The sequence below is a fragment of the Amycolatopsis sp. NPDC104819 genome (genome assembly GCF_055583145.1).
On sequence record NZ_JBVJON010000007.1, the window covers coordinates 101,562 to 119,930 of the forward strand.

General features: G+C 70.7%; 15 protein-coding genes. 7 read left to right on the top strand and 8 right to left on the bottom strand.

Annotation, left to right across the window (positions count from 1 at the left end):
• The first annotated feature begins 85 nt into the window (after positions 1–85).
• Positions 86–1,261, top strand: a complete 1,176-nt coding sequence (locus ACZ63E_RS23120) for a glycoside hydrolase family 88/105 protein (protein ID WP_465338190.1) — start codon at positions 86–88, stop codon at positions 1,259–1,261.
• A 217-nt stretch (positions 1,262–1,478) separates the two neighbouring features.
• On the opposite strand, the gene ACZ63E_RS23125 is transcribed toward ACZ63E_RS23120, so the two are convergent.
• The 4 genes from ACZ63E_RS23125 to ACZ63E_RS23140 all read right to left on the bottom strand — a co-directional run bounded on the left by ACZ63E_RS23125 (position 1,479) and on the right by ACZ63E_RS23140 (position 6,131).
• Positions 1,479–2,969 (bottom strand): glycoside hydrolase family 28 protein, encoded by a 1,491-nt coding sequence (locus ACZ63E_RS23125; protein WP_465338191.1) that lies wholly within the window; start codon positions 2,967–2,969, stop codon positions 1,479–1,481.
• 251 nt (positions 2,970–3,220) lie between these two features.
• The gene (locus ACZ63E_RS23130) at positions 3,221–3,847 is read right to left on the bottom strand and encodes a TetR/AcrR family transcriptional regulator (protein ID WP_465338192.1); all 627 of its coding nucleotides are present in this window, start codon (positions 3,845–3,847) and stop codon (positions 3,221–3,223) included.
• Between the two features lie 23 nt (positions 3,848–3,870).
• A complete protein-coding gene (locus tag ACZ63E_RS23135) occupies positions 3,871–5,442 on the bottom strand; it encodes an alkaline phosphatase D family protein (protein ID WP_465338193.1) in 1,572 nt (523 codons plus the stop codon).
• 32 nt (positions 5,443–5,474) lie between these two features.
• Positions 5,475–6,131: an SH3 domain-containing protein gene (locus ACZ63E_RS23140; RefSeq protein WP_465338194.1), complete on the bottom strand. Its 657-nt coding sequence runs from the start codon at positions 6,129–6,131 to the stop codon at positions 5,475–5,477.
• 110 nt (positions 6,132–6,241) lie between these two features.
• Between ACZ63E_RS23140 and ACZ63E_RS23145 the strand changes: the two genes are divergently transcribed.
• The 5 genes from ACZ63E_RS23145 to ACZ63E_RS23165 all read left to right on the top strand — a co-directional run bounded on the left by ACZ63E_RS23145 (position 6,242) and on the right by ACZ63E_RS23165 (position 12,822).
• Positions 6,242–9,169: an AfsR/SARP family transcriptional regulator gene (locus ACZ63E_RS23145; protein WP_465338195.1), complete on the top strand. Its 2,928-nt coding sequence runs from the start codon at positions 6,242–6,244 to the stop codon at positions 9,167–9,169.
• 87 nt (positions 9,170–9,256) lie between these two features.
• Positions 9,257–10,477 (top strand): hypothetical protein, encoded by a 1,221-nt coding sequence (locus ACZ63E_RS23150; RefSeq protein WP_465338196.1) that lies wholly within the window; start codon positions 9,257–9,259, stop codon positions 10,475–10,477.
• Between the two features lie 366 nt (positions 10,478–10,843).
• Positions 10,844–11,296, top strand: a complete 453-nt coding sequence (locus ACZ63E_RS23155) for an FAD-binding protein (RefSeq protein ID WP_465338197.1) — start codon at positions 10,844–10,846, stop codon at positions 11,294–11,296.
• 108 nt (positions 11,297–11,404) lie between these two features.
• Entirely contained in the window at positions 11,405–11,482 is a 78-nt protein-coding gene (locus tag ACZ63E_RS23160) for a BBE domain-containing protein (RefSeq protein WP_465314619.1), read from the top strand.
• 104 nt (positions 11,483–11,586) lie between these two features.
• Positions 11,587–12,822 carry a glycoside hydrolase family 88 protein gene (locus ACZ63E_RS23165; protein WP_465338198.1) on the top strand — a complete coding sequence of 412 codons (1,236 nt, stop codon included), beginning with the start codon at positions 11,587–11,589 and terminating at the stop codon, positions 12,820–12,822.
• Positions 12,823–12,851: 29 nt separating this feature from the next.
• Here the strand turns inward: ACZ63E_RS23165 and ACZ63E_RS23170 are convergent, their stop codons facing one another.
• Complete coding sequence (locus ACZ63E_RS23170; RefSeq protein WP_465338199.1) at positions 12,852–13,307, bottom strand: DUF4396 domain-containing protein; 456 nt, start codon at positions 13,305–13,307, stop codon at positions 12,852–12,854.
• A gap of 280 nt (positions 13,308–13,587) precedes the next feature.
• Here ACZ63E_RS23170 and ACZ63E_RS23175 point away from each other — a divergent pair, with 280 nt between their 5' ends.
• Entirely contained in the window at positions 13,588–14,610 is a 1,023-nt protein-coding gene (locus tag ACZ63E_RS23175; RefSeq protein WP_465338580.1) for an autoinducer 2 ABC transporter substrate-binding protein, read from the top strand.
• Here ACZ63E_RS23175 and ACZ63E_RS23180 read toward each other — a convergent pair.
• The 3 genes from ACZ63E_RS23180 to ACZ63E_RS23190 all read right to left on the bottom strand — a co-directional run bounded on the left by ACZ63E_RS23180 (position 14,607) and on the right by ACZ63E_RS23190 (position 18,276).
• Positions 14,607–16,181 (bottom strand): esterase-like activity of phytase family protein, encoded by a 1,575-nt coding sequence (locus ACZ63E_RS23180; RefSeq protein WP_465338200.1) that lies wholly within the window; start codon positions 16,179–16,181, stop codon positions 14,607–14,609. The genes ACZ63E_RS23175 and ACZ63E_RS23180 overlap by 4 nt on opposite strands.
• A 92-nt stretch (positions 16,182–16,273) precedes the next feature.
• On the bottom strand, positions 16,274–17,515 hold the full coding sequence (locus tag ACZ63E_RS23185) for a DUF6923 family protein (RefSeq protein WP_465338201.1): 1,242 nt from the start codon (positions 17,513–17,515) through the stop codon (positions 16,274–16,276).
• On the bottom strand, positions 17,512–18,276 hold the full coding sequence (locus ACZ63E_RS23190; RefSeq protein ID WP_465338202.1) for a bestrophin-like domain: 765 nt from the start codon (positions 18,274–18,276) through the stop codon (positions 17,512–17,514). Before ACZ63E_RS23190 ends, ACZ63E_RS23185 begins: the two co-directional genes overlap by 4 nt.
• Positions 18,277–18,369: the final 93 nt, after the last annotated feature.

Here is an 18,369-nt window from a genome sequence, read left to right on the forward strand (position 1 = left end):
TGGTCGGGATGCCGACGGACGGCGGATCGGCATCCCGGCCACCCTTTCACCGCGTCGCGGGGGCCAGTGCACGAAAGGACGACGAATGTCCGAGCACCCCCTTCGCCCGACCCGGCGCGCGGTCCTGGCCGGCACCCTGGGCGCCCTCGGCGCCCTCGCCGCGGCGGGTCCCGTCGCACAGGCGGCCCTCCCGGCCGGTGCGGCGGCGCCGCCGGACTGGTCGCGGGCCGTCATCGACTCGACGATGAAGCGCTACACCCCGGACAAGATCGGCGGCTGGGGGTACACCCTCGGGCTGTACCTCTACGGTCAGCACCTCTTCTACAAGCGCACCGGCGAGAAGAAGTACCTCGACTACATCGTCGCGTGGTACGACCGCTTCATCACCGACAAGGGGATTTCGAACAGCTTCACCAACCTCGACTCGATGCGCTCGTGCCAGCTGCTCCCGCTGCTGTTCGCCGAGACCGGCCGCACGAAGTACAAAACGGCGGCCGACCAGCTGCGCAAGCGGTTCCCGGCGTACCCGCGGACGTCCGACGGCGGCATGTTCCACGCCACCGGCAAGGTCGGCCAGCTGTGGGGCGACGGTGTGTACATGGCCCAGCCGTTCCTCGCGCTGTACGGCGCGGCGTTCGACGACGGCGCGTACTGCTTCGAGGATTCGGCGAAGAACCTGGTGGTGTACTTCAGCCACCTTCGCGAACCGGCGAAGGGCCTGCTGTACCACGCCTACGACGAGGACGGCTCCGAGTCGTGGGCGTCCGGCGCCGGGCACCACTCGAAGTACCACTGGGCCCGCGCGATCGGCTGGTTCGGCATGGCCGCCATCGACATCCTCGAGGTCCTGCCGGCCAACCACCCGCGGCGCGCGGCCCTGATCGACATCGTGCGGTTCCTGGCGGCGGGCTACGAGCGTCACCAGGACCCGGCGACCGGCCGGTGGCACCAGGTGGTCGACCGCGGCGCCGACTCGAAGAACTGGCTGGAGACGTCGGCGTCGTCGATGTACACGTTCACGATGGCCCGCGGCGTCCAGCGCGGTTACCTGCCGGCGTCGTACCAGGCGGTGGCGGACCGCGGGTACGCCGGAGTCCTCCGGAAGGTCTCGGTGGGCTCGGACGGCCTGACGAACATCACGGACATCTGCGAAGGAACCAACGTCGGCGACCTGTCGTACTACTACGCCCGCGCGCGCAAGACCAACGACTTCCACGGCCTGGGCGCGTTCCTCATCATGAACGAGCAGTACAGCCACTGACCACGAGGCGCGCCGCAGAAGGGGCCCCGGCCACCAGGCCGGGGCCCCTTCGTCCGTACCGCAACGGACGACACGCGTACCCAGCCGGACGACTCGCGTACCTGGCCGGACGACTCGCGTACGCAGACGGACGACACGCCGGGCGAGCGACCGCCCGGCGTGTCGTCCACTCAGGTACGCGTGTCGTCCACCGGAGTACGCGTGTCGTCCGTTGGTGTCAGCAGGTGGAGGTGGAGCCTGAGGTGTTCAGGCGGAGGGACGCGCCTGATGTGGTGGCCGAGTCCTTCACGCAGTAGCCCGTCACCGTCTGGAAGCCGATGTCGAACGGGCTCTTCGAGCCCTTCTCCGCGGTGAAGTGGTCGAACGTGATGTCGGAGCTGTTGTTGACGATGCTCGCCGGGCGGCCGTCGTCCTTGGCGAACTCCACCGAGCTGTCGACGAACTTCACCCCCGACGCGTAGTGCAGATACCAGCCGTACGACGGGCGGGTGCCGATGCTCTTGGGGTTGTAGTCGGTCGCGTCGTTGCTCGGGACGCCGGTCCCCGCCGTGCCGTTGCCGCCCGGGACGTTCAGGTGCACGCCGGTGAAGGTGACGTCCGAGACGCGGTGCGTGCTGTCGGCGCCCCAGATCGTCGGGCTGAAGTTGGTGCCGGTGTGCGTTCCGGTGACGTTGTCGAACGTGATGCCGCTGATCGAGCCGACCCCCGGCGAGTTGCCGCACCGCTTGCGCGTGCCGATCTTCATCATGACCGGCGAGTACGTGCCGGACATCGTGATGTTGCGGTAATGGACGTCCGAGATCTTCGCGCCGTCCATCGAAACGATGCCGATGCCCGATTTGTGGGCGCTGGTGATGGTGATGTCGGAGAACTGGTAGCCGGTGAAGTCACCACACGTCTCGGACCCGAACATCAGCGCGTCGCAGCACTGCGCCGACAGTTTCGCGTTGTTCACCGTGACGTTCCCGTTCGGCAGTTTCGCGCCGAGCGCGTAGTCACTCTTGAACACCAGTGCGTCGTCGTTCGCCGCGATGTTCGCATGGGTGATCGTGACGTTCGTCGTGCTGATGATGTTCCAGCCGTCGCGGTCGCTCGCGGTGTCGATCGTGAGCTTGTCGGACACGACGTTCGTGCAGCCGTTGATCAGCGCCGCGAAGTGCCCGCCGCGGCGCAGCTTGATCCCCGACAGCGTGAGCCTGTCACAGCGAGTGAGCGAAAGGATCTTGTCGGCCTCGCCGGACTTCGGGTTGCCGGTGATGAGGTTTCCCCCGCCGTCGATCGTCCCCGCGCCGGTGAACCCGATGTTCGTGAGCTTGTCGCCGGAGAACATCGCGTTGTGGAAGTGGCTGTGGCCGTAGTCCTGGTACTCGTCCCACTGGTTCGACTCGGGCTTGTCGTAACTGTCCGCGCTCGACCCGCTGATCGTCGCGCCCGCGTCGAGCTGGATCGTCACGTTGCTCTTGAGGTGGACGGTGTTGGCCGACTTGTAGCTGCCGGAGGTGAACCGGACGGTGCCGCCACCGGCCGCGTTGGCCGCGGTGATCGCCTTGTCGATGGCCCCGGAATCGTTGGTGGAACCGTTTCCCTTGGCCCCGTAGTCCTTGACGTCGTAAACGCCGCCGGGCGCGGCCGAGGAGACCCCGGCGCCGGTGGCCACCAGTCCCGCCACCGCGAAGGTGATCAGCAGAACGGTTCTTTTCGCTTTCACGTGAACCCGCCTTGTCATGGAATCGAAAAATTCGGCACGACGGCGGAGCACTCAGATTACGAGTGGCGCGTGGGAACTGTCAAGATCACGCCCTTTTCCCGACAAAGCCGGGGAGGACCCGCGTCACCCCCAGTCGGACGCGGGTCCCCCCGGTGTCCTCGTCAAGATTTCCGGAGTCTACCTCCGTCGGGCCCGAGGAAACCGTGCTTGGCGCACGGCCGTGCCCATGAATCCGTCATGATCGACGCCGGTCACGGAAAACCTACGCCGGAGGAGAGCAAGGTGAACGCCCGTTCGGCCGCCTCGACGGCCTCCGGGAGCCGCCGCGCCGCGGGCACCCCGGCCGCGACGGCGTCCATGTTCGCCGTGGCCAGCAGCCGGCGGACGGCCGCGATCTGCGCGGCGGCGAGACCCGCGTCGCGCGCCGGGACGCCGGCCTCGGTGAGCGCGGCCGCCAGTGCCGACTCCCCCGCCGACGTGAACGCCGCCAGCCGCGCCACCAGCGCCGGGGTGCCGGTGACCAGCCGGAACACCGCGACGACGGCCGGCTCGTCACACAGCCCGGTGACCGGTTCACGCTCGTCGAGCCCCCGCAGGAACGCCTCCCGCAGCGCGGCCAGCGGCCCCTGGCCCGGCCGGCGGGCGCGGACGACGTCCGCCGCGTCGGTCTCGTGGTCGGCGAACCGGTGCAGCACCAGGTCCTCCTTGGTCGGGAAGTACGCGAAGAGCGTCCGCTTGGACACCTCGGCCGCCTTCGCCACTTCGGCGACCCCGACGGCGTCGAACCCGCGCTCCAGGAAGAGCCCGATCGCCGCCGTCGAGATCGCCGCCCGCGTGCGGAGCTTCTTGCGCTCCCGCAGGCCCAGTTCATCGGTCACGTCACACAGCGTAGCGTTGTGGTTCAGACTTTCTGCAGGCCAGGCTTCCCCGCTTGCACTACGTAGCTGACGTCGTTCTTGATCACGACCTTCGCCGGGTCGTAGACGCTGGTGTCGGAGGTGGTCATGAAGTCCGCACGCATCTGCGACGGCGTGGTCGTGACGCGGACGTAGCCGCGCTCGCCCTTGCAGTACTTGACGTGGGGGTTGTTCGCCAGCCAGGCCGCGCTCGGCGGGGCCGCGTCGTCGCTGTTGCTCGTCACCGACGTCGTGACCAGCTCCGAGCCGATCAGCGGGTCGCTGTGGTCGAAGTAGTCCAGGCGCAGGTCGGCGGCCCAGTGGCGGTGGACGTCGCCGGTGAGCACCACCGGGTTGGCGACCTTCCGGTCGACCCAGCCCTTCGCGATCCGGTCGCGCGAAGCCTCGTAACCCTGCCAGGAGTCGGGGCTCTCGCAGGTGGCCTTGTTGCCGTCGCCGTCCCGCGTGGCGAAGAAGACCTGCTGGCCGAGGAAGTCCCAGGTGGCCGGGTGCGACTCGAACTGCTTGAGCAGCCACGCCTCTTCGGTGCTGCCCAGGATGCTGCGCGAGGTGTTGCGCATGTCGGTGCAGGCCGGGCCCGCCGAGCCCGACGGGTCGGCCACCTGCGCGTTGCGGAACTGGCGTGTGTCGAGCATGTGGAACCGGGCCAGGTTGCCCCACATGACCTGGCGGTACAGCTGGATCGACGCGCCGTTCGGCTTCGCGGTCGAGCGGATCGGGGTGTGCTCGTAGAACGCCTGGAACCCGGCGGCCTTGCGCGCGGCGGACGCCGGCGAGGTGGTGCCGTTCCAGTTGTTCATCACTTCATGATCGTCGAAGACCACCACCCAGGGCGCGATCGCGTGCGCGGCCTGCAGATCGGCGTCGGTCTTGTGCTGGCCGTGGCGGGCGCGGTACAGCGCGAGCGTGGTCGCGTCGTCGGCGACGGCGAGGCTGCGCGGGTTGCGGTCCGCCGCGGCGCGGCCCGACTTCTTCTCGTAGATGTAGTCGCCGAGGAACAGCACCAGGTCCGGGTTGTCGGCGACGACGCCCTTGTACGCGTGGTAGTAGCCCTCCTCCCAGTGCTGGCAGGAGGTGAAGCAGTACTTGAGCTGGTTGACGGCGGCGCCTGCGGCGGGCGCGGTGCGCGTCCGGCCGACCGGGGAGATGTAGCCGGAAGTCTTGAAGCGGTAGAAGTACTCGCGCGCCGGCTGCAGGCCCACCGGTTCGATGTGGACGCTGTGCGCGGACGCCCGGACCGCGCTCACCGACCCGCTCTGCACGACCGAGGAGAACGCCTCGTCGTCCGCGATCTCCCAGTCGACCGCGTAGGTCGCGTCCGGCATGCCGCCGAAACCGTCGGCGTTGAGCGGCGCCGGCGCGAGTCTCGTCCAGAGCACCACGCTGTCGGGGAGCGGATCGCCGGAGGCGACGCCGAGCTGGAAGGGGTCGTGGATGGCGGGCGCGGCCGCGGTGGTGCGGGCGTTCGCCCAGGACGGCAGCGCCGCCGAAGCCGCGGTGGCGGTGACCGCGGCGAGCCCGCCGAGGAGCACCTTGCGCCGGTTGACCTGAACCATGTCGGAAGACCTTTCGGGGAGGGGAAACGCGGTCAGGCCGCGAAGTCGGTGATGCCGTCGCTGCAGGACTTCAGGTCCGGCTTGGCGGTCGTGTAGTTCGCGACGCAGACCTTGTAGAAGACCCAGCCGCCGTGCGGGACGCTCACCGCCTTGTCGACCTTCGTGCCCTCACCACCGGAGTTCCAGACGTAGAACGGCCCGGCGCCGCCCTTGAGCCAGTACGCGACGACGGCCGAGTAGCCGTCGGCATCGGTGTCGTAGACCAGGAAGTGCGAGTCGGACGAGCGGTACTGCGCCTCCCCCGCGCACGCGCCGGCGCACTGGCCGCTGCCGGTGCCGACGCCGCAGTCCGGCGCGATCCGCTGGTCGGAGCCGGTGTAGACGTAGGTGTCCGAGATGTACCCGCCGAGCGCGGGCACGTAGTCCCACAACGTGCTCGTGCCGTAGGTCCCGGTCACCGACGAGCCGGTGAGCTGGCAGTCGATGGTCACGGACGCGCCGTTGGCGACGGTCTTGACGGCCGTGGCGCCCGCGGTGGGCGCCCGGCGGACGTTGAGCGGGTCACCCGCGGTCTTGACGGTGCCGGTCGCCGCGGCGGACGCTTCGAGCGCACCACCCACGGCCAGCGCGCCGACCGCCGCGAGGACGACCCCGATCCCGGCGATCCGCCGGAGGTTCAAACGCTTCATGGCGGGAGCGTGACGCCGGGCCGTACACGTCCCGTACAAAGACCGTGGCCTGCGCGCAGACACTCCGAATGGATCTATCCGTTCGCCTGGGCGGGAAATAACATCCGGGCATGGGGGAACTCATCGGGCAGGTTGAGACCACCTCGCTTACCATCCGCGTCCTCGGGCCACTGGAGGTCACCGCCGGCGGGCAGGTGGTCGGCCTCGGCGGGCCGAAGCCCCGGCTGCTGCTGGCCGCGCTGGCGTTGCAGCCGAACATCGTCGTGTCGGCGGACGTGCTGGTGGAAGTGCTGTGGCCGGAGTCGGCGCCGCGCTCGGCCGCGGCGAACATCCGCACGTACGTGCACTCGCTGCGAAGACGGTTCGCCGAGATCGACCCCGCCCTCGGCGAGCGGATCAGCAGCCGGGCCTCCGGCTACCTGCTGACCGCGTCGCCCGGCGAACTGGACCACCTCGCCTTCACCGCCGTGGCCGGCGAAGCGCAGGAAGCGCTCGAGCACGGGAACGCCGAGAGCGCTCTCAAACTCCTCGACCGGGCCGACGCGCTGTGGCGCGGCGAAGTCCTCGAAGGACTGCCGCACGACCACAGCTGGGGCGCGACCGTCGCCCGGCTCGCCGAGCTGCGGCTTTCGGTGCAGGAACAGCGGTTGCGGGCGCGAATCGACCTCGGCCGCACCGGCGAGGCCGTCGCCGAGCTGCGCGGCCTGGTCACCGAGCACCCGCTGCGCGAAGAGCTCTGGGCGCAGCTGATCGTCGCGCTGCGGGCCGCCGGCCGGACCGTGGACGCCGTCGAAGCGTACGAAGCCGCCGAGCGTGTCCTCGCCGAAGAGCTCGGCGCCGAACCCGGCGCGCGGCTGCGCGAACTGCGCGCGACGCTGGTGCCGGAGAGCGTGCTCGCGCCGCGCCCCGCCGACGTCGTCCCGGTCTGCCAGCTGCCGCTCGACCTGCCCGACTTCACCGGCCGCGACGACGTGCTCCGCGAGGTCGTCACGCTGATGCGGGAACGCGCGAACTCCGGCGCCCCGGCGGTGATCGTGCTTTCGGGTGCGCCCGGGGTCGGCAAGTCGGCGGTCGCCGTCCGGATCGCGCACGCCGTCCGCGACGAGTTCCCCGACGGGCAGCTGCACGTCGACCTGGCCGGCACGTCGTCGTCGCCGCGGGCGCCGATGGGCGTGCTCGCCGAGCTGCTGCACGCGCTGGGCATCCCGGACGCCGGTCTGCCGCGCGAGCCGGCCGAGCGCTCGGCGCTGCTGCGGTCGCGGCTGGCCGGGCGGCGCATGTGCGTGGTGCTCGACGACGCCGGGAGCGCCGCCCAAGTGCGCCCGCTGCTGCCCGGCGCGGGCGCCTGCGCGGTGCTGGTGACCAGCCGGCTCCGGCTGCCCGGGCTCGCCGGGGCGAAAGCCGTCGACGTCGACCTGCTGCCCGAAGACGAGGGCGCGCGGCTGCTGGAGGGCATCGTCGGCGCCGAGCGGGTGGCCGCCGAGCCGGAGAGCGCCGCGGCGATCCTGCGCCAGTGCGGGCACCTGCCGCTGGCGATCCGGGTGGCCGGCGCGAAGCTGACGCACCGGCCGGGCTGGACGTTGCGGCTGCTGGCCGACCGGCTGCGCGACGAGCACCGCCGGCTCGACGAGCTGCGCGTCGGCGACCTCGCCGTCCGCGCGAGCGTGACACTGTCCTACGACCTGCTGCCGATGTCGGCGGCCACCGCGTTCCGCGGGCTCGGGCTGCTCGGGCCGGTCCAGTTCCCGGGCTGGGTGGTCGCCGCCGTGCTCGGCCGCCGCGACGCCGAGGACGTCCTCGACGTCCTGGTCGACGGCCACCTCGTCGAGCTCGTCGGCTCCGACTCCGCCGGGCAGCCGCGCTACCGCCTGCACGACCTCCTGCGCGTGTACGCGGTCGAGCTCGTCGAGCAGAGTGACGCGGCGAAGACGCGTGCCGGGCTTCGCCGGGTCCTCGAGGGGTACCTGGCACTGGCTTTGGAAGCCGCGCGCCGGATGCCGCTGCACTTCTTCGGCATGTACTGCGACGACGAGCTGCCGCGCCCGGCGGTGCCCGCCGACGTGCTGCCGGACGACCCGGCGGCGTGGTTCGCGGCCGAGCGGCACACGAGCGTCGCGGCGGTTTCGCTGGCCGCCGAGCACGGCTTCGACGACCTGGCCTGGCAGCTGGCTTCGGCGCTGACGCCGTACTTCGACCTGCGCGGCCACCAGGACGACTGGCACGCGACGCACACGATCGCCCTCGCCGCGGCCCGCCGGACCGGCTCGCTGCGCGCCGAGGCGATCGTGCAGCGCAACCTCGGCCAGTACCTGCTCTACCAGGACGAATACGCCGAGTCGCGGGTGGCGTTCGAGGAGTCGAAGGCGCTGTTCGAGCGGGTCGGCGACGCCTCGGGCATCGGCATCGCGCGGACCGGGCTCGCGACGATCCTGCGCATCGAGGGTGAGGACGACCGCTCGCTCGAGCACTGCCACGAAGCGCTGAAGCTGTTCGCCGAGGCCGACGACCGGCACGGGGAAGCGGTGGCCCGCATCAGTGCCGGCGCGGTCTGGATGTCACGCGGCTGCTACGCGGCGGCGAAGCGCTGGTTCACCGACGCGCTGGAGCTGTCGGCGGAGATCGGCGACCGCCACCGCGAGGCCCACGCCTTCAAGCGGCTCGGCCTGCTGTTCCAGCACCAGGGCAACCTGGCGGCGGCCCGCGAGCACGTCGACCGCGCGATCGCGATCTTCACCGACCTCGGCGACGACCACTGCGTCGGGTACGCGAACCAGAACCTCGGCGAGCTGTGCCTGCACAGCGGCGACTTCGCGCACGCGCAGCTGCTGCTGGTGAACTCGCTTTCGGTGCACCGGCGCAACGGCGACCGGCGGTCGGAGGCGGAGGTTTCGCAGCTGCTCGGCGAGCTGCACCGGGCGCTGGCGCAGCCGGAACGCTCGCGGGACTACTCGGAGCGCGCGCTGGCGATCTGGCGTGAGCTGTCGTCGCGCCCGCCGGAGCCCGCCGCGGCCGAGCCTCCGCACATCGTCTCCGCCTGAGGCACCACCTGCTTGTACGGATCATGTACGCCGTCCCGTCAGTCTTTCGCCACGTTCGAGTGAACAGGTGCGAAGGGAGAACCGGGGATGATCCGGATCAGGAAGACCGGCCGCGTGACCGCGGTGGTTCTGGCCGCGGGGGCGGTGACGGCGCTGGCCGGAGGCCCCGCCCACGCCGCGACGACGGACAGCGCGGGCTGGACCGCGGATTTGTCCACTGTGGACACCGATGACGTCAACGTCGCCGCCTCGGGCGGGACGCTGACACTGGCCGACGCCGCGTGGCACAGAACCGCGCGGGTGTTCGCCGGCAGTGAAGGCAGCCTCACCACCGCCGAGCACACGCTGGGCGCGCCGGCCAACCGCGTCAGCGCGGAACTGTCCGCCGACACCCCGAAGGGCACGTCGGTCGACGTCGACGTGCGCGGGCGGACCGGCGTGAACGACTGGACCGAGTGGACACCCGCGGGCACCACGCTGAAGTCCGCCGTCGGCTCGGTGCAGGTGCGCGTCACCCTGCACAGCACCACCGACGGCGTGCGGCCGTCGGTCAAGAACATCACGCTGAGCGCCGACAACGCGCCGCAGGTCAACGCGCTGGCCGCGGCGGCCGCGCTGACCTACAAGGTCTACGGCACCCGCGAAGGCCTGATCGGCGGGACGACCGCCAACGGCCACGTGATCACCAGCCGCGACCACTTCGTCGCGCTGCCGTCCGGGAAGGGCCTGTCCGGCAAGGGATCCGGCACCTACTCGGTCCGCGTCTGCCGCACCGACGGCAGCAAGTGCGAGTACGCGCCGGTGTGGGACATCGGCCCGTGGAACGAGCAGGACGACTACTGGAACCCGGCGGCGACCCGGACCAAGTTCAAGGACCTGCCGCAGGGCCAGCCCGAGGCGTACGCCGCGTACTACAACGGGTACAACGGCGGCAAGAGCGGCCTCGGGTACAAGGTGGCGAACCCGGCCGGCATCGACCTCGCCGACGGCGTCTTCTGGGACGGGCTCGGCATGTCCGACAACGGCAACGTGAACGTCACCTACCTGTGGACCGGTTCCGGCCCGACCGGCGTGGTCAGCACCGCGGGCGACCCGATGAACGTCCGCGCGAGCGCGAGCACGTCGGCGGCGATCAAGGGCCTCGCGGCGAACTACGCCAAGGTGAACATCGAGTGCTACACCCTCGGCGACACGGTCACCGGCAAGTTCGGCACCAGCAACATCTGGGACCGCATCGGCTCCGGCCACTACGTGTCGGACACCTACCTGCAGACGGGCTCGGACGAACCGGTCGCCCCGCTCTGCTGAACCGGTTCGAGTGCTCCTCGAGCATCGCGTGGTTGACTGCCCTCACCCCCGCGATTGCTCTGCCGTTTGTTACCAATCCGGCCACAGCCACGGCCGAATGACTTCGTGGCAACGGTTGCTTACCGCTCGGAGGTCGGCCTGCTTTTGGCCGGATTGGTAACAGCGAAGGCCCGGCGACTCCGCCGGGCCTTCGCCCTTTCGCGCGCCCGGTGGCACGCGGTGAAACCGGCCGATGACCACGACCAGCGACACCTTCGCGGCGCGGATCCGCGGCACCGTGCCGAGCGAAGGCGACGACGCCCGCCGGATCTGGAACGGCGAGATCGACCGGCGTCCCGCGCTGGCCACAACTTCGGCGGCGCCGCCGTGGCCGACGGCGCGCTGTTGGTCGACCTGGGCGCGCTGCGCACCATCGAGGTCGACGGCGCGGCGGGCACCGCCCGCGTCGGCGGCGGCGCGACCTGGGCCGAGCTCGACGCGGCGACGCAGGACCACGGCCTCGCGACCCCGGGCGGCACGGTCAGCGACACCGGCGTCGGCGGGCTCACCCTGGGCGGCGGCTTCGGCTGGCTGACCGCGCGGCACGGGCTTTCCGTCGACAACCTGCTCTCCGCGGAGGTCGTCACCGCGGACGGCCGGATCCTCCGCGCGTCCGACCGTCGCCGAGCTCTCCGACGACGTCCTCGACGTCATCGCGGCGCACCTGCCCGGCAAGGCCTCGCCGTTGACGCTGGTGCCGGTGTTCCGGTTCACAGGCGCGTTTCCGCGGTGCCGGACGACGCGACGGCGTTCGGCGGCACCGCGAGGACGGTTACGTGATCGGGATCGCCGCGGTCGCGCCGACCCCGGAGCTGCACGCCGCCGACCGGGCCTGGACCCGCGCGTTCTGGTCGGCGCTCGTCGTACGGCGCGGCGAAGTACGAGCGGCTGCGGCGGGTCAAGGACGCTTACGACCCCGGCAACGTCTTCCACCACAATGCGAATATCCCGCCGAGCGGAACATGAATTCACAACCGTGAACGACTATCCGCCGGGTGTACAAGCGCCAGTCCGTTGTGGAAAACTTCCGGTCACCTGGAGCATTTCCCCACACGGAATGGCGGGCACCTGTGAGCGTTACCCGGAGAACCCTGCTGACCACCGCGGCCGGTGCCGCGGTGGCGGTGAGCGCCAGCACCTCGACGGCCGCTTCGGCGGCCCCCCTCGATGCCTCCGACCAGGCATCGGTCACCCGGACGCTCCGCCAAGCGGCCGACTACGCAGTAGCCAAGCTCCGCGCGGTGGCGCCCGGCGTCACGGCGTTTCCGACCGGCACGAAGTTCGAGAAATGGGTTTATTCGCAGAATGGCGACTGGGTCGGCGGATTCTGGCCCGGCCAGTTGTGGCTCGCGTGGCTGCACAGCGGTGACGAACAATTCAAGACCCTCGCGCTGGCGTCGGCGGAGAAACTCGCGCCGCGCCAGAACGACACCGGCACGCACGACCTCGGTTTCCTCTTCTACCCGTCGTGGGTGACCGCCTGGCGGCTCACCGGGGACGACAAGTGGAAGGCGGGCGCGGTGCAGGCCGCGTCGTCGCTGATCAAGCGGTACAACTCGGCCGGGAAGTTCATCCGCGCCTGGGGCGCGCTGACCGACCCGAAGGACGCGGGCCGCGTCATCATGGACACGATGATGAACCTGGACCTGCTGGCGTTCGCGTCGAAGCAGACCGGGGACCCGCAGTACCTCGACATCGCGATCGCGCACGCGAAGACGGCGCAGAAGAACTTCGTGCGCCCGGACGGCTCGACCCCGCACGTGTTCGACTTCGACCCGGTCACCGGCGCGCCGATCGGGCCGAACACAGTGCAGGGCTACAGCCCGACGTCGTGCTGGTCGCGCGGGCAGGCGTGGGGCGTCTACGGCTTCACGACGATCTACCGCCGGACCGGCGACAAGGAGTTCCTGACCACGGCCCGGCGGCTCGCGGACTACGCGCTTTCGAAGCTGACGCCCGACCAGGTGCCGGTGTGGGACTACCTCGCCCCGCAGGCGCCGAACGACGTCAAGGACGCTTCCGCCGGCGTGATCATGGCGTGCGGCCTGCTCGACCTCGCCGAGGTCACGCACCGCCCGCAGTACCGGGACAGCGCGCTGCGGATCCTCACGGCGGTGTCGCAGACGTGCCTGACGACGAAGTCCACGCGGGCCGAGGCGAGCGTCGCGCGCTGCACCCGCAACCGCCCGGCCGAGGACGGCATCGAGGTGTCGCTCCCGTACGCCGACTACTACCTGCTGGAGGGCATCCTGCGGGTGCTCGACCGGCGCAAGGTCGACCGCGCGGTCGACCTGTCCAGCCTCTGACGCCGCGGGGAGGCCGCCACCTCCCCCTGTCAGTGTTGATGGTGCGCGTGCACCTTCGCGTGGCCGAGCCCGCGCCCGATCATCCACTTGTTCACCGGCACCGTGACGACGAACGCGATCGCCAGCGAGAGCACCAGTGCCAGCCAGAACAGGTAGCTCACCAGCCCGGCGTCCATCGCCCCCGGGATCGCCACGACAACGGTGTTGTCGATGACCTCCATGACGGCGATCGACACGGTGTCCGCGGCCAGCGCGACCTTGAACGCCGCCGCCGCGCTCAGCCCCGACTTCAGCACACCCCGCATGGTGAGGCCGTACCCGAAGACGAACGCGAGCGCGATCGACAGGACGACGGTGGCGGCGTTGTGCAGGCCGAACGCCGTGCCGAGGACCATGCCGAGCACCTCACCGATGGCACAGCCGGTGAGGCAGTGCAGTGTCGCCTGGATCGCCGTCGGCCAAGAGGCTCCGTGCTGTTCGCTCATAGGGATGAATATACCCCCTAGGGGTACTAGTGGCACGTTCTGTGAGTCACAACGGCGACGCGCACCCGGGCCGCCGTCAACACACAGCCACCGAACGCGGACCCCTCATCACCCACCGTCACCAAAACCGCCGACCAGGCGGTTTCCCGTCAAGAACCCACCAGGCAGAACTCACTTCCGTAACCCTTTGCGCACATCCCGTTGACCACAGTTACGCGGGGCCCTACGTTCGCCCTTGGTCTCCACCGTGCGCAGACCGTTCGAGAGTCCTGAGGAATGGGTGGGGATGCGAGGGCCGACGAAGACGTTCCGGCTGGTCGCGACCGTGCTGCTGGGTGCGGCGCTCGCGCTCGGCGGGTGTTCGGAACCGCTGGGGAGCGCGCCCGAGCCGTCGCCGACCCGGATCGCCTTCGTGCCCAAGGTGCGGGGCATCCCCTACTTCGAGGCGATGAACACCGGCGGCCTGGAAGCGGCCAAGCAGCTCGGTGTCGAGTGGTCCGCGACCGGCCCGGCGAGCGTCGACCCGGCCGAACAGGTCAAGATCCTGCAGGACCTGATCGCGAAGAAGGTCGACGTCATCGCCGTCGCGCCCAACGACCCGGCCGCGCTCGCGCCGGTCATCGCCGAGGCGCGGGCGAAGGGCATCCACGTGCTCACCTCGGACACCGACGCCCCCGGCACCGAGCGTGAGGTGTTCGTCAACCAGGCCACCGCGAAGGGCATCGGCACCGCGCTCATCGACGCGCTGATGGCGAAGACCGGCGGCACCGGGAAGTACGCCATCGTCTCGTGCGGCCCGGCCGCGGCCAACCTCAACACCTGGATCTCGGTCCAGAAGGAGTACGCGGCCACGAGGTACCCGAAGGCCCAGCTCGTCGAGACCGTGTACGCGGGTGAGGACCAGGACACCGCGACGAGCCTCGCCAAGGAGCTGATGGCCCGCCACCCCGACCTCACCGGCATGGTCGGCGAGTGCACGACCTCCGCGCCCGGGGTCGCGAAGGCCGTGCGTGACCAGCAGAAGATCGGGCAGGTGTTCACCGTCGGCGTCGGCACGCCGCAGGCGATCAAGCCGTTCCTGCTCGACGGCTCGTGCTCGCAGTCGGTGCTGTGGAACGTCGAGTCGCTGGGCTACCTGACGGCGTGGACGGCCAAGCAGGTCGCCGACGGCAAACCCCTGGCCCCGGTCAACAAGGTGAGCCTGGAGCTGCCGGCGGTGAAGTACGACCTCACGTCGAAGACCGTCCTGCTGGGCGATCCGCTGCTCATCACCGCCGACAACGTCGACCAGTTCAAGTACTAACGGACGTCGATGGTGACCGTCGCGGTGCTGGTGGCCGCCGGGAGCCGTGTGGTGTCGACGACCAGGTACTCGCCGTCGTCCTGCGTGCCGTCCGGCAGCGTCTTCGGGTGCAGCGTGTACGGCGGGGCCGCGTTCGTCACGCCGTCGATGCCGAAGTCGTTGTCGTTGCTGATCACGAGCGTGCGGCCGCCGTCGGTGGTGGCGACCCCCTCGACCTTGTCGTGGCCGAAGAAGCCGCCGCTCGGGTCCAGCGATGTCACGAGCGCGCCGAGGTCCAGGCGGAGCTTCTTCGACACCGGCGTGATGCCGGCCGCGGCGAGGTGCTCGGTCGCGTCGGCCGTGGTGTCCTTGCCGACGTAGGCGTCGATGCTCTTGCCGCCGACGAGCACGCCGCCCTTGACGGCGTCGTAGCCCGCCGCCTTCGGGCCGACGTCGGTGGCGCCGGTCAGGTCGATCTCGAAGAGCTTCTTGAACGCGCCCGGCTCGACCTTGCCGTCCCGCTCGTCGACCAGGAACCGGGTGGCCGACAGCGCAGTGATCTCGCTGACCGCCGTGCCGGTCGTGTCCGGGTCGTCCAGCAGGTAGAGGTACTCGTGGGTGGCGCGGGTCCGCAGGTCGACGGTGACGATCCGCAGCGTGGTGACGTTGCCCGGCTTCTTCGTCAGGTCGGGCTGCTGCAGCGCGGACTGCATGACGCCGACCAGCGTCCGGCCGTCCGGGGTCAGCGCGAGGCCTTCCATGCCCTTGTTCGGGACCCGGTACTTCAGCTCGGCCGGCAGCGAGCCGTCGAACGGCGAGAGGCGCTCGAGCGCGCGGCCGTCGCGGCCGAAGTGCGTGATGAACGGGCCGTACTCGTCGGACACCCAGAAGGTGCCGTCGCGCTGGGCGACGAGGCCTTCGGAGTCGTACCCGTACGGCGACTGCGGCAGCGTCTTCCCCGCGAGGTCGACGATCTTCTCGCCGGTGTCGGCCAGCGGGCTGACCTGGCCGTTGTACAGCGTGCCGTCCGCGGCCCGGAGCGGGATCTTCTTCTCCAGCACGGCTTTCCCGTCGTGGAGCCGGAACTTCCCGATGGCCGGGGTGAACGCGGGCAGCGGCTCGATCTTGCCGCCGTCGGGCGCGTCGACGTTCGGGCCGCGGTCGGTCAGGCCGTAGAACTCGTCCCTTTCGCCGGGCACGGGCGTGAGCGCGGAGCCGTACGCGCCGCCGTTGATCCGGACCCCGCCGATCGTGGCGAGCGGAGGCAAGTCCGTCGGGTAAAGCTTCACCGCGTCGGAAACGGTGTAGGTGAAGGAGTCCCGGCCGGTGAAGCCGGGCGCCGGGGTGTAGCGCAGCGTCCCGTCGGCGGCCACGGCCACGGTCCCGTGCGCGGCGGCGGTGTGCCGCACGACGGCGGTGGCCGACCGGTCGTTGCCGAGCACGTCCCCCCGCACGGTCCCCCCGGCCCGCACCCGGTAGTGGTCGTCCTTCGCCCGCGGCCCGTGCTCGTGGTCATGGGCGGCAGCCGGCCCCGCGGCGGCCAGCGGCAGCACCAGCACCCCGGCCAGCACGGCGATTCGTACCCGCTTCATCGGTTTCTCCTCCTCCGGCGCGTGGACCCGCGCCGGAGGAGGAGTCTGAGTGGCCGAAGTGGACAATGGCCGTCTTCGAGAAGGCGCCGGAGTTAACGGTGCCGTCGGTGGGCCAGCATCGCGCCGCTGCCCAGGATCAGGATCAGGGCCGTCAGGCCCCAGCGGCGCTTCTCCTTCGTGCGGACTCCGGTGTCCTCGACCACCGGCGCCGCCTTCTCCGTCGGCCGGACGCGCGGTTTCGCGGACGGCGGTGGCGCGACCGGCGCCTCCACCTTGGGCTCAGTCGTCAGTGTCGGCGTCGGAGTGGGGGTGGGCGTGGTCGGGGTCACCGCCGCTGGTTGTTCCACCGGCGGCGGCTGCGACGGCGGAGGCGGCTCCGGCGTGGGAGTGACCGACGGAGTCGGAGCCGGAGTCGGTGAAGGCGTGGGTGTCGGAGTCGGCGTGGGAGTGGGCGGCGCTGCCTCGACGTAACACCCCGCCGCGTCCCCGCTCACCAAAGCGGGACCCGTCGCGACCTCGACCGCTGCACCGGAACCGTCGCGCGGCAGCCGGTAGGTGACGCTCCGGCGGCCCTCCCGGTTCGCCGTCGCGTAGATCGAATCCGGGCCGAGGACCACCGAGCCGTACGCGCCGCCTGGGGGAAAGCTCAGCCCCGGCACCGGCACGACCTTGCCCGTCGACGGGTCCAGCGTCACCACCGCGCCATCCCCGCGCGAAGTCGTCGAGACGCCGTACAGCAAGCCGGACGCTGAGTCGTACGCGAAGTCGTCGACCCCCGCGGCCAGCGACACCGGGCGCAGCGGCGTCCGGTGCACCACGCGCACGTAGTCCGCGCTCGCCGGGTCGACGTCCACTGTGTACAGATCGGTGTCCTGCCGGACGTACCAACGGTTGCCGTCGATCGCGCCGGCCGTGGCGCCGGTGACCTGGCTCCACACCGGGTGCGGCGGGCCCGCGCGGCCGACCACGCCCAGGTCCGTGACCTCGCCGGACGCGTCGATCCGGACGGCGTGCGCGCCGTGGTCGTAGCGGCCGCCGCGGGTGCCGTCGGCGACGCCGTAAACCACGTCCTGCGCCGCCGAGTACCCCATCGCGTTGATCCAGTAGCTCGCCTGCGTCAGCCGCTTGGTCGCGCCGCCGGGCAGGGACAGCAGCCGCAACGTCGTCGGCGCGCCCGCGCGTTCGTTTTCCGCCTGCAGGATCGTGCAGCCGTCCGTGGCCTGGGCCGCCGGGCGCTTCGACGACGGCGCGAGCCAGCCGGTCGCCGCGAGCAGGGCCGACACCGCCGCGGCCACCCCGAGCATCGCCGCCCAGCGGGCCCGCCTGCCGGTCAAGCCAGCCTTTCCAGCGCCGACGTGAACGCCTCGGGCGGCACCTTCGCGCCGCCGCTGAACGGGTTCTGCAGCTGGTAGATCGCGAACAGCAGCAACGTGATCGTGCCGGCGAGCGTCGACACGATGATGACGTGCGCGGCCAGGCGCGTGCCGCCGAAGAGGTTGGGCAGCAGGATCGCGGTGATCAGGCTGCCGAGGATCAGCGCGAACCAGACGACCGCGCCGACCCCGCCGCCGCCGGAGTTCGCCAGCCGTTGCTGACGGGCCTGGTAAACCGACCAGAGCTGGTTGCTGGCCTCGGTCTTGCGGTCGACCTGCCAGTCGCCGTCGACCTCCGCGGCGGCGACGGCCTGCCGCATCTGGTCGAGCTGCGTCCAGCCGGTCTCGGGCACTTCGCCGCCGTCCGCCAGCCGCGGCCACTCCTGCTGCTCGACGGTCTTCGCGTAGGCGATCGCGAGCTGGTGGACGCGGTCTTTGGCGTCGGCGGGCAGCGCGTCGGCCGCCCACGTCGCGGCGATCAGGCTGTCGGCCTCGGTCTGCGCGTCCTGGCTCGCGGCGCCGACCGAGTCGAACAGGGAGATCAGCACGAACGCGACGAGGACCGCGTGCAGCCCGCCGACGATGGTGAACACCTGGCCCGCGGCGTCGTTGTTGTCGGGCCGGCCCTCGTCCCAGCCGAACCGGCGCACCAGGTACGCGATCAGGCCCCCGACGAGCGCCGCGCCGGCCACCCAGAGACCGCCGGCCACGAAGATGTTCATCCAGGTCCTTTCCGCACCGCGCGTATTCAGCGCCGGAGCGCTCAAGTTAGTCACGTGTTTCCGGCGGGACAACCGGGAATTGTTCGAATTCAT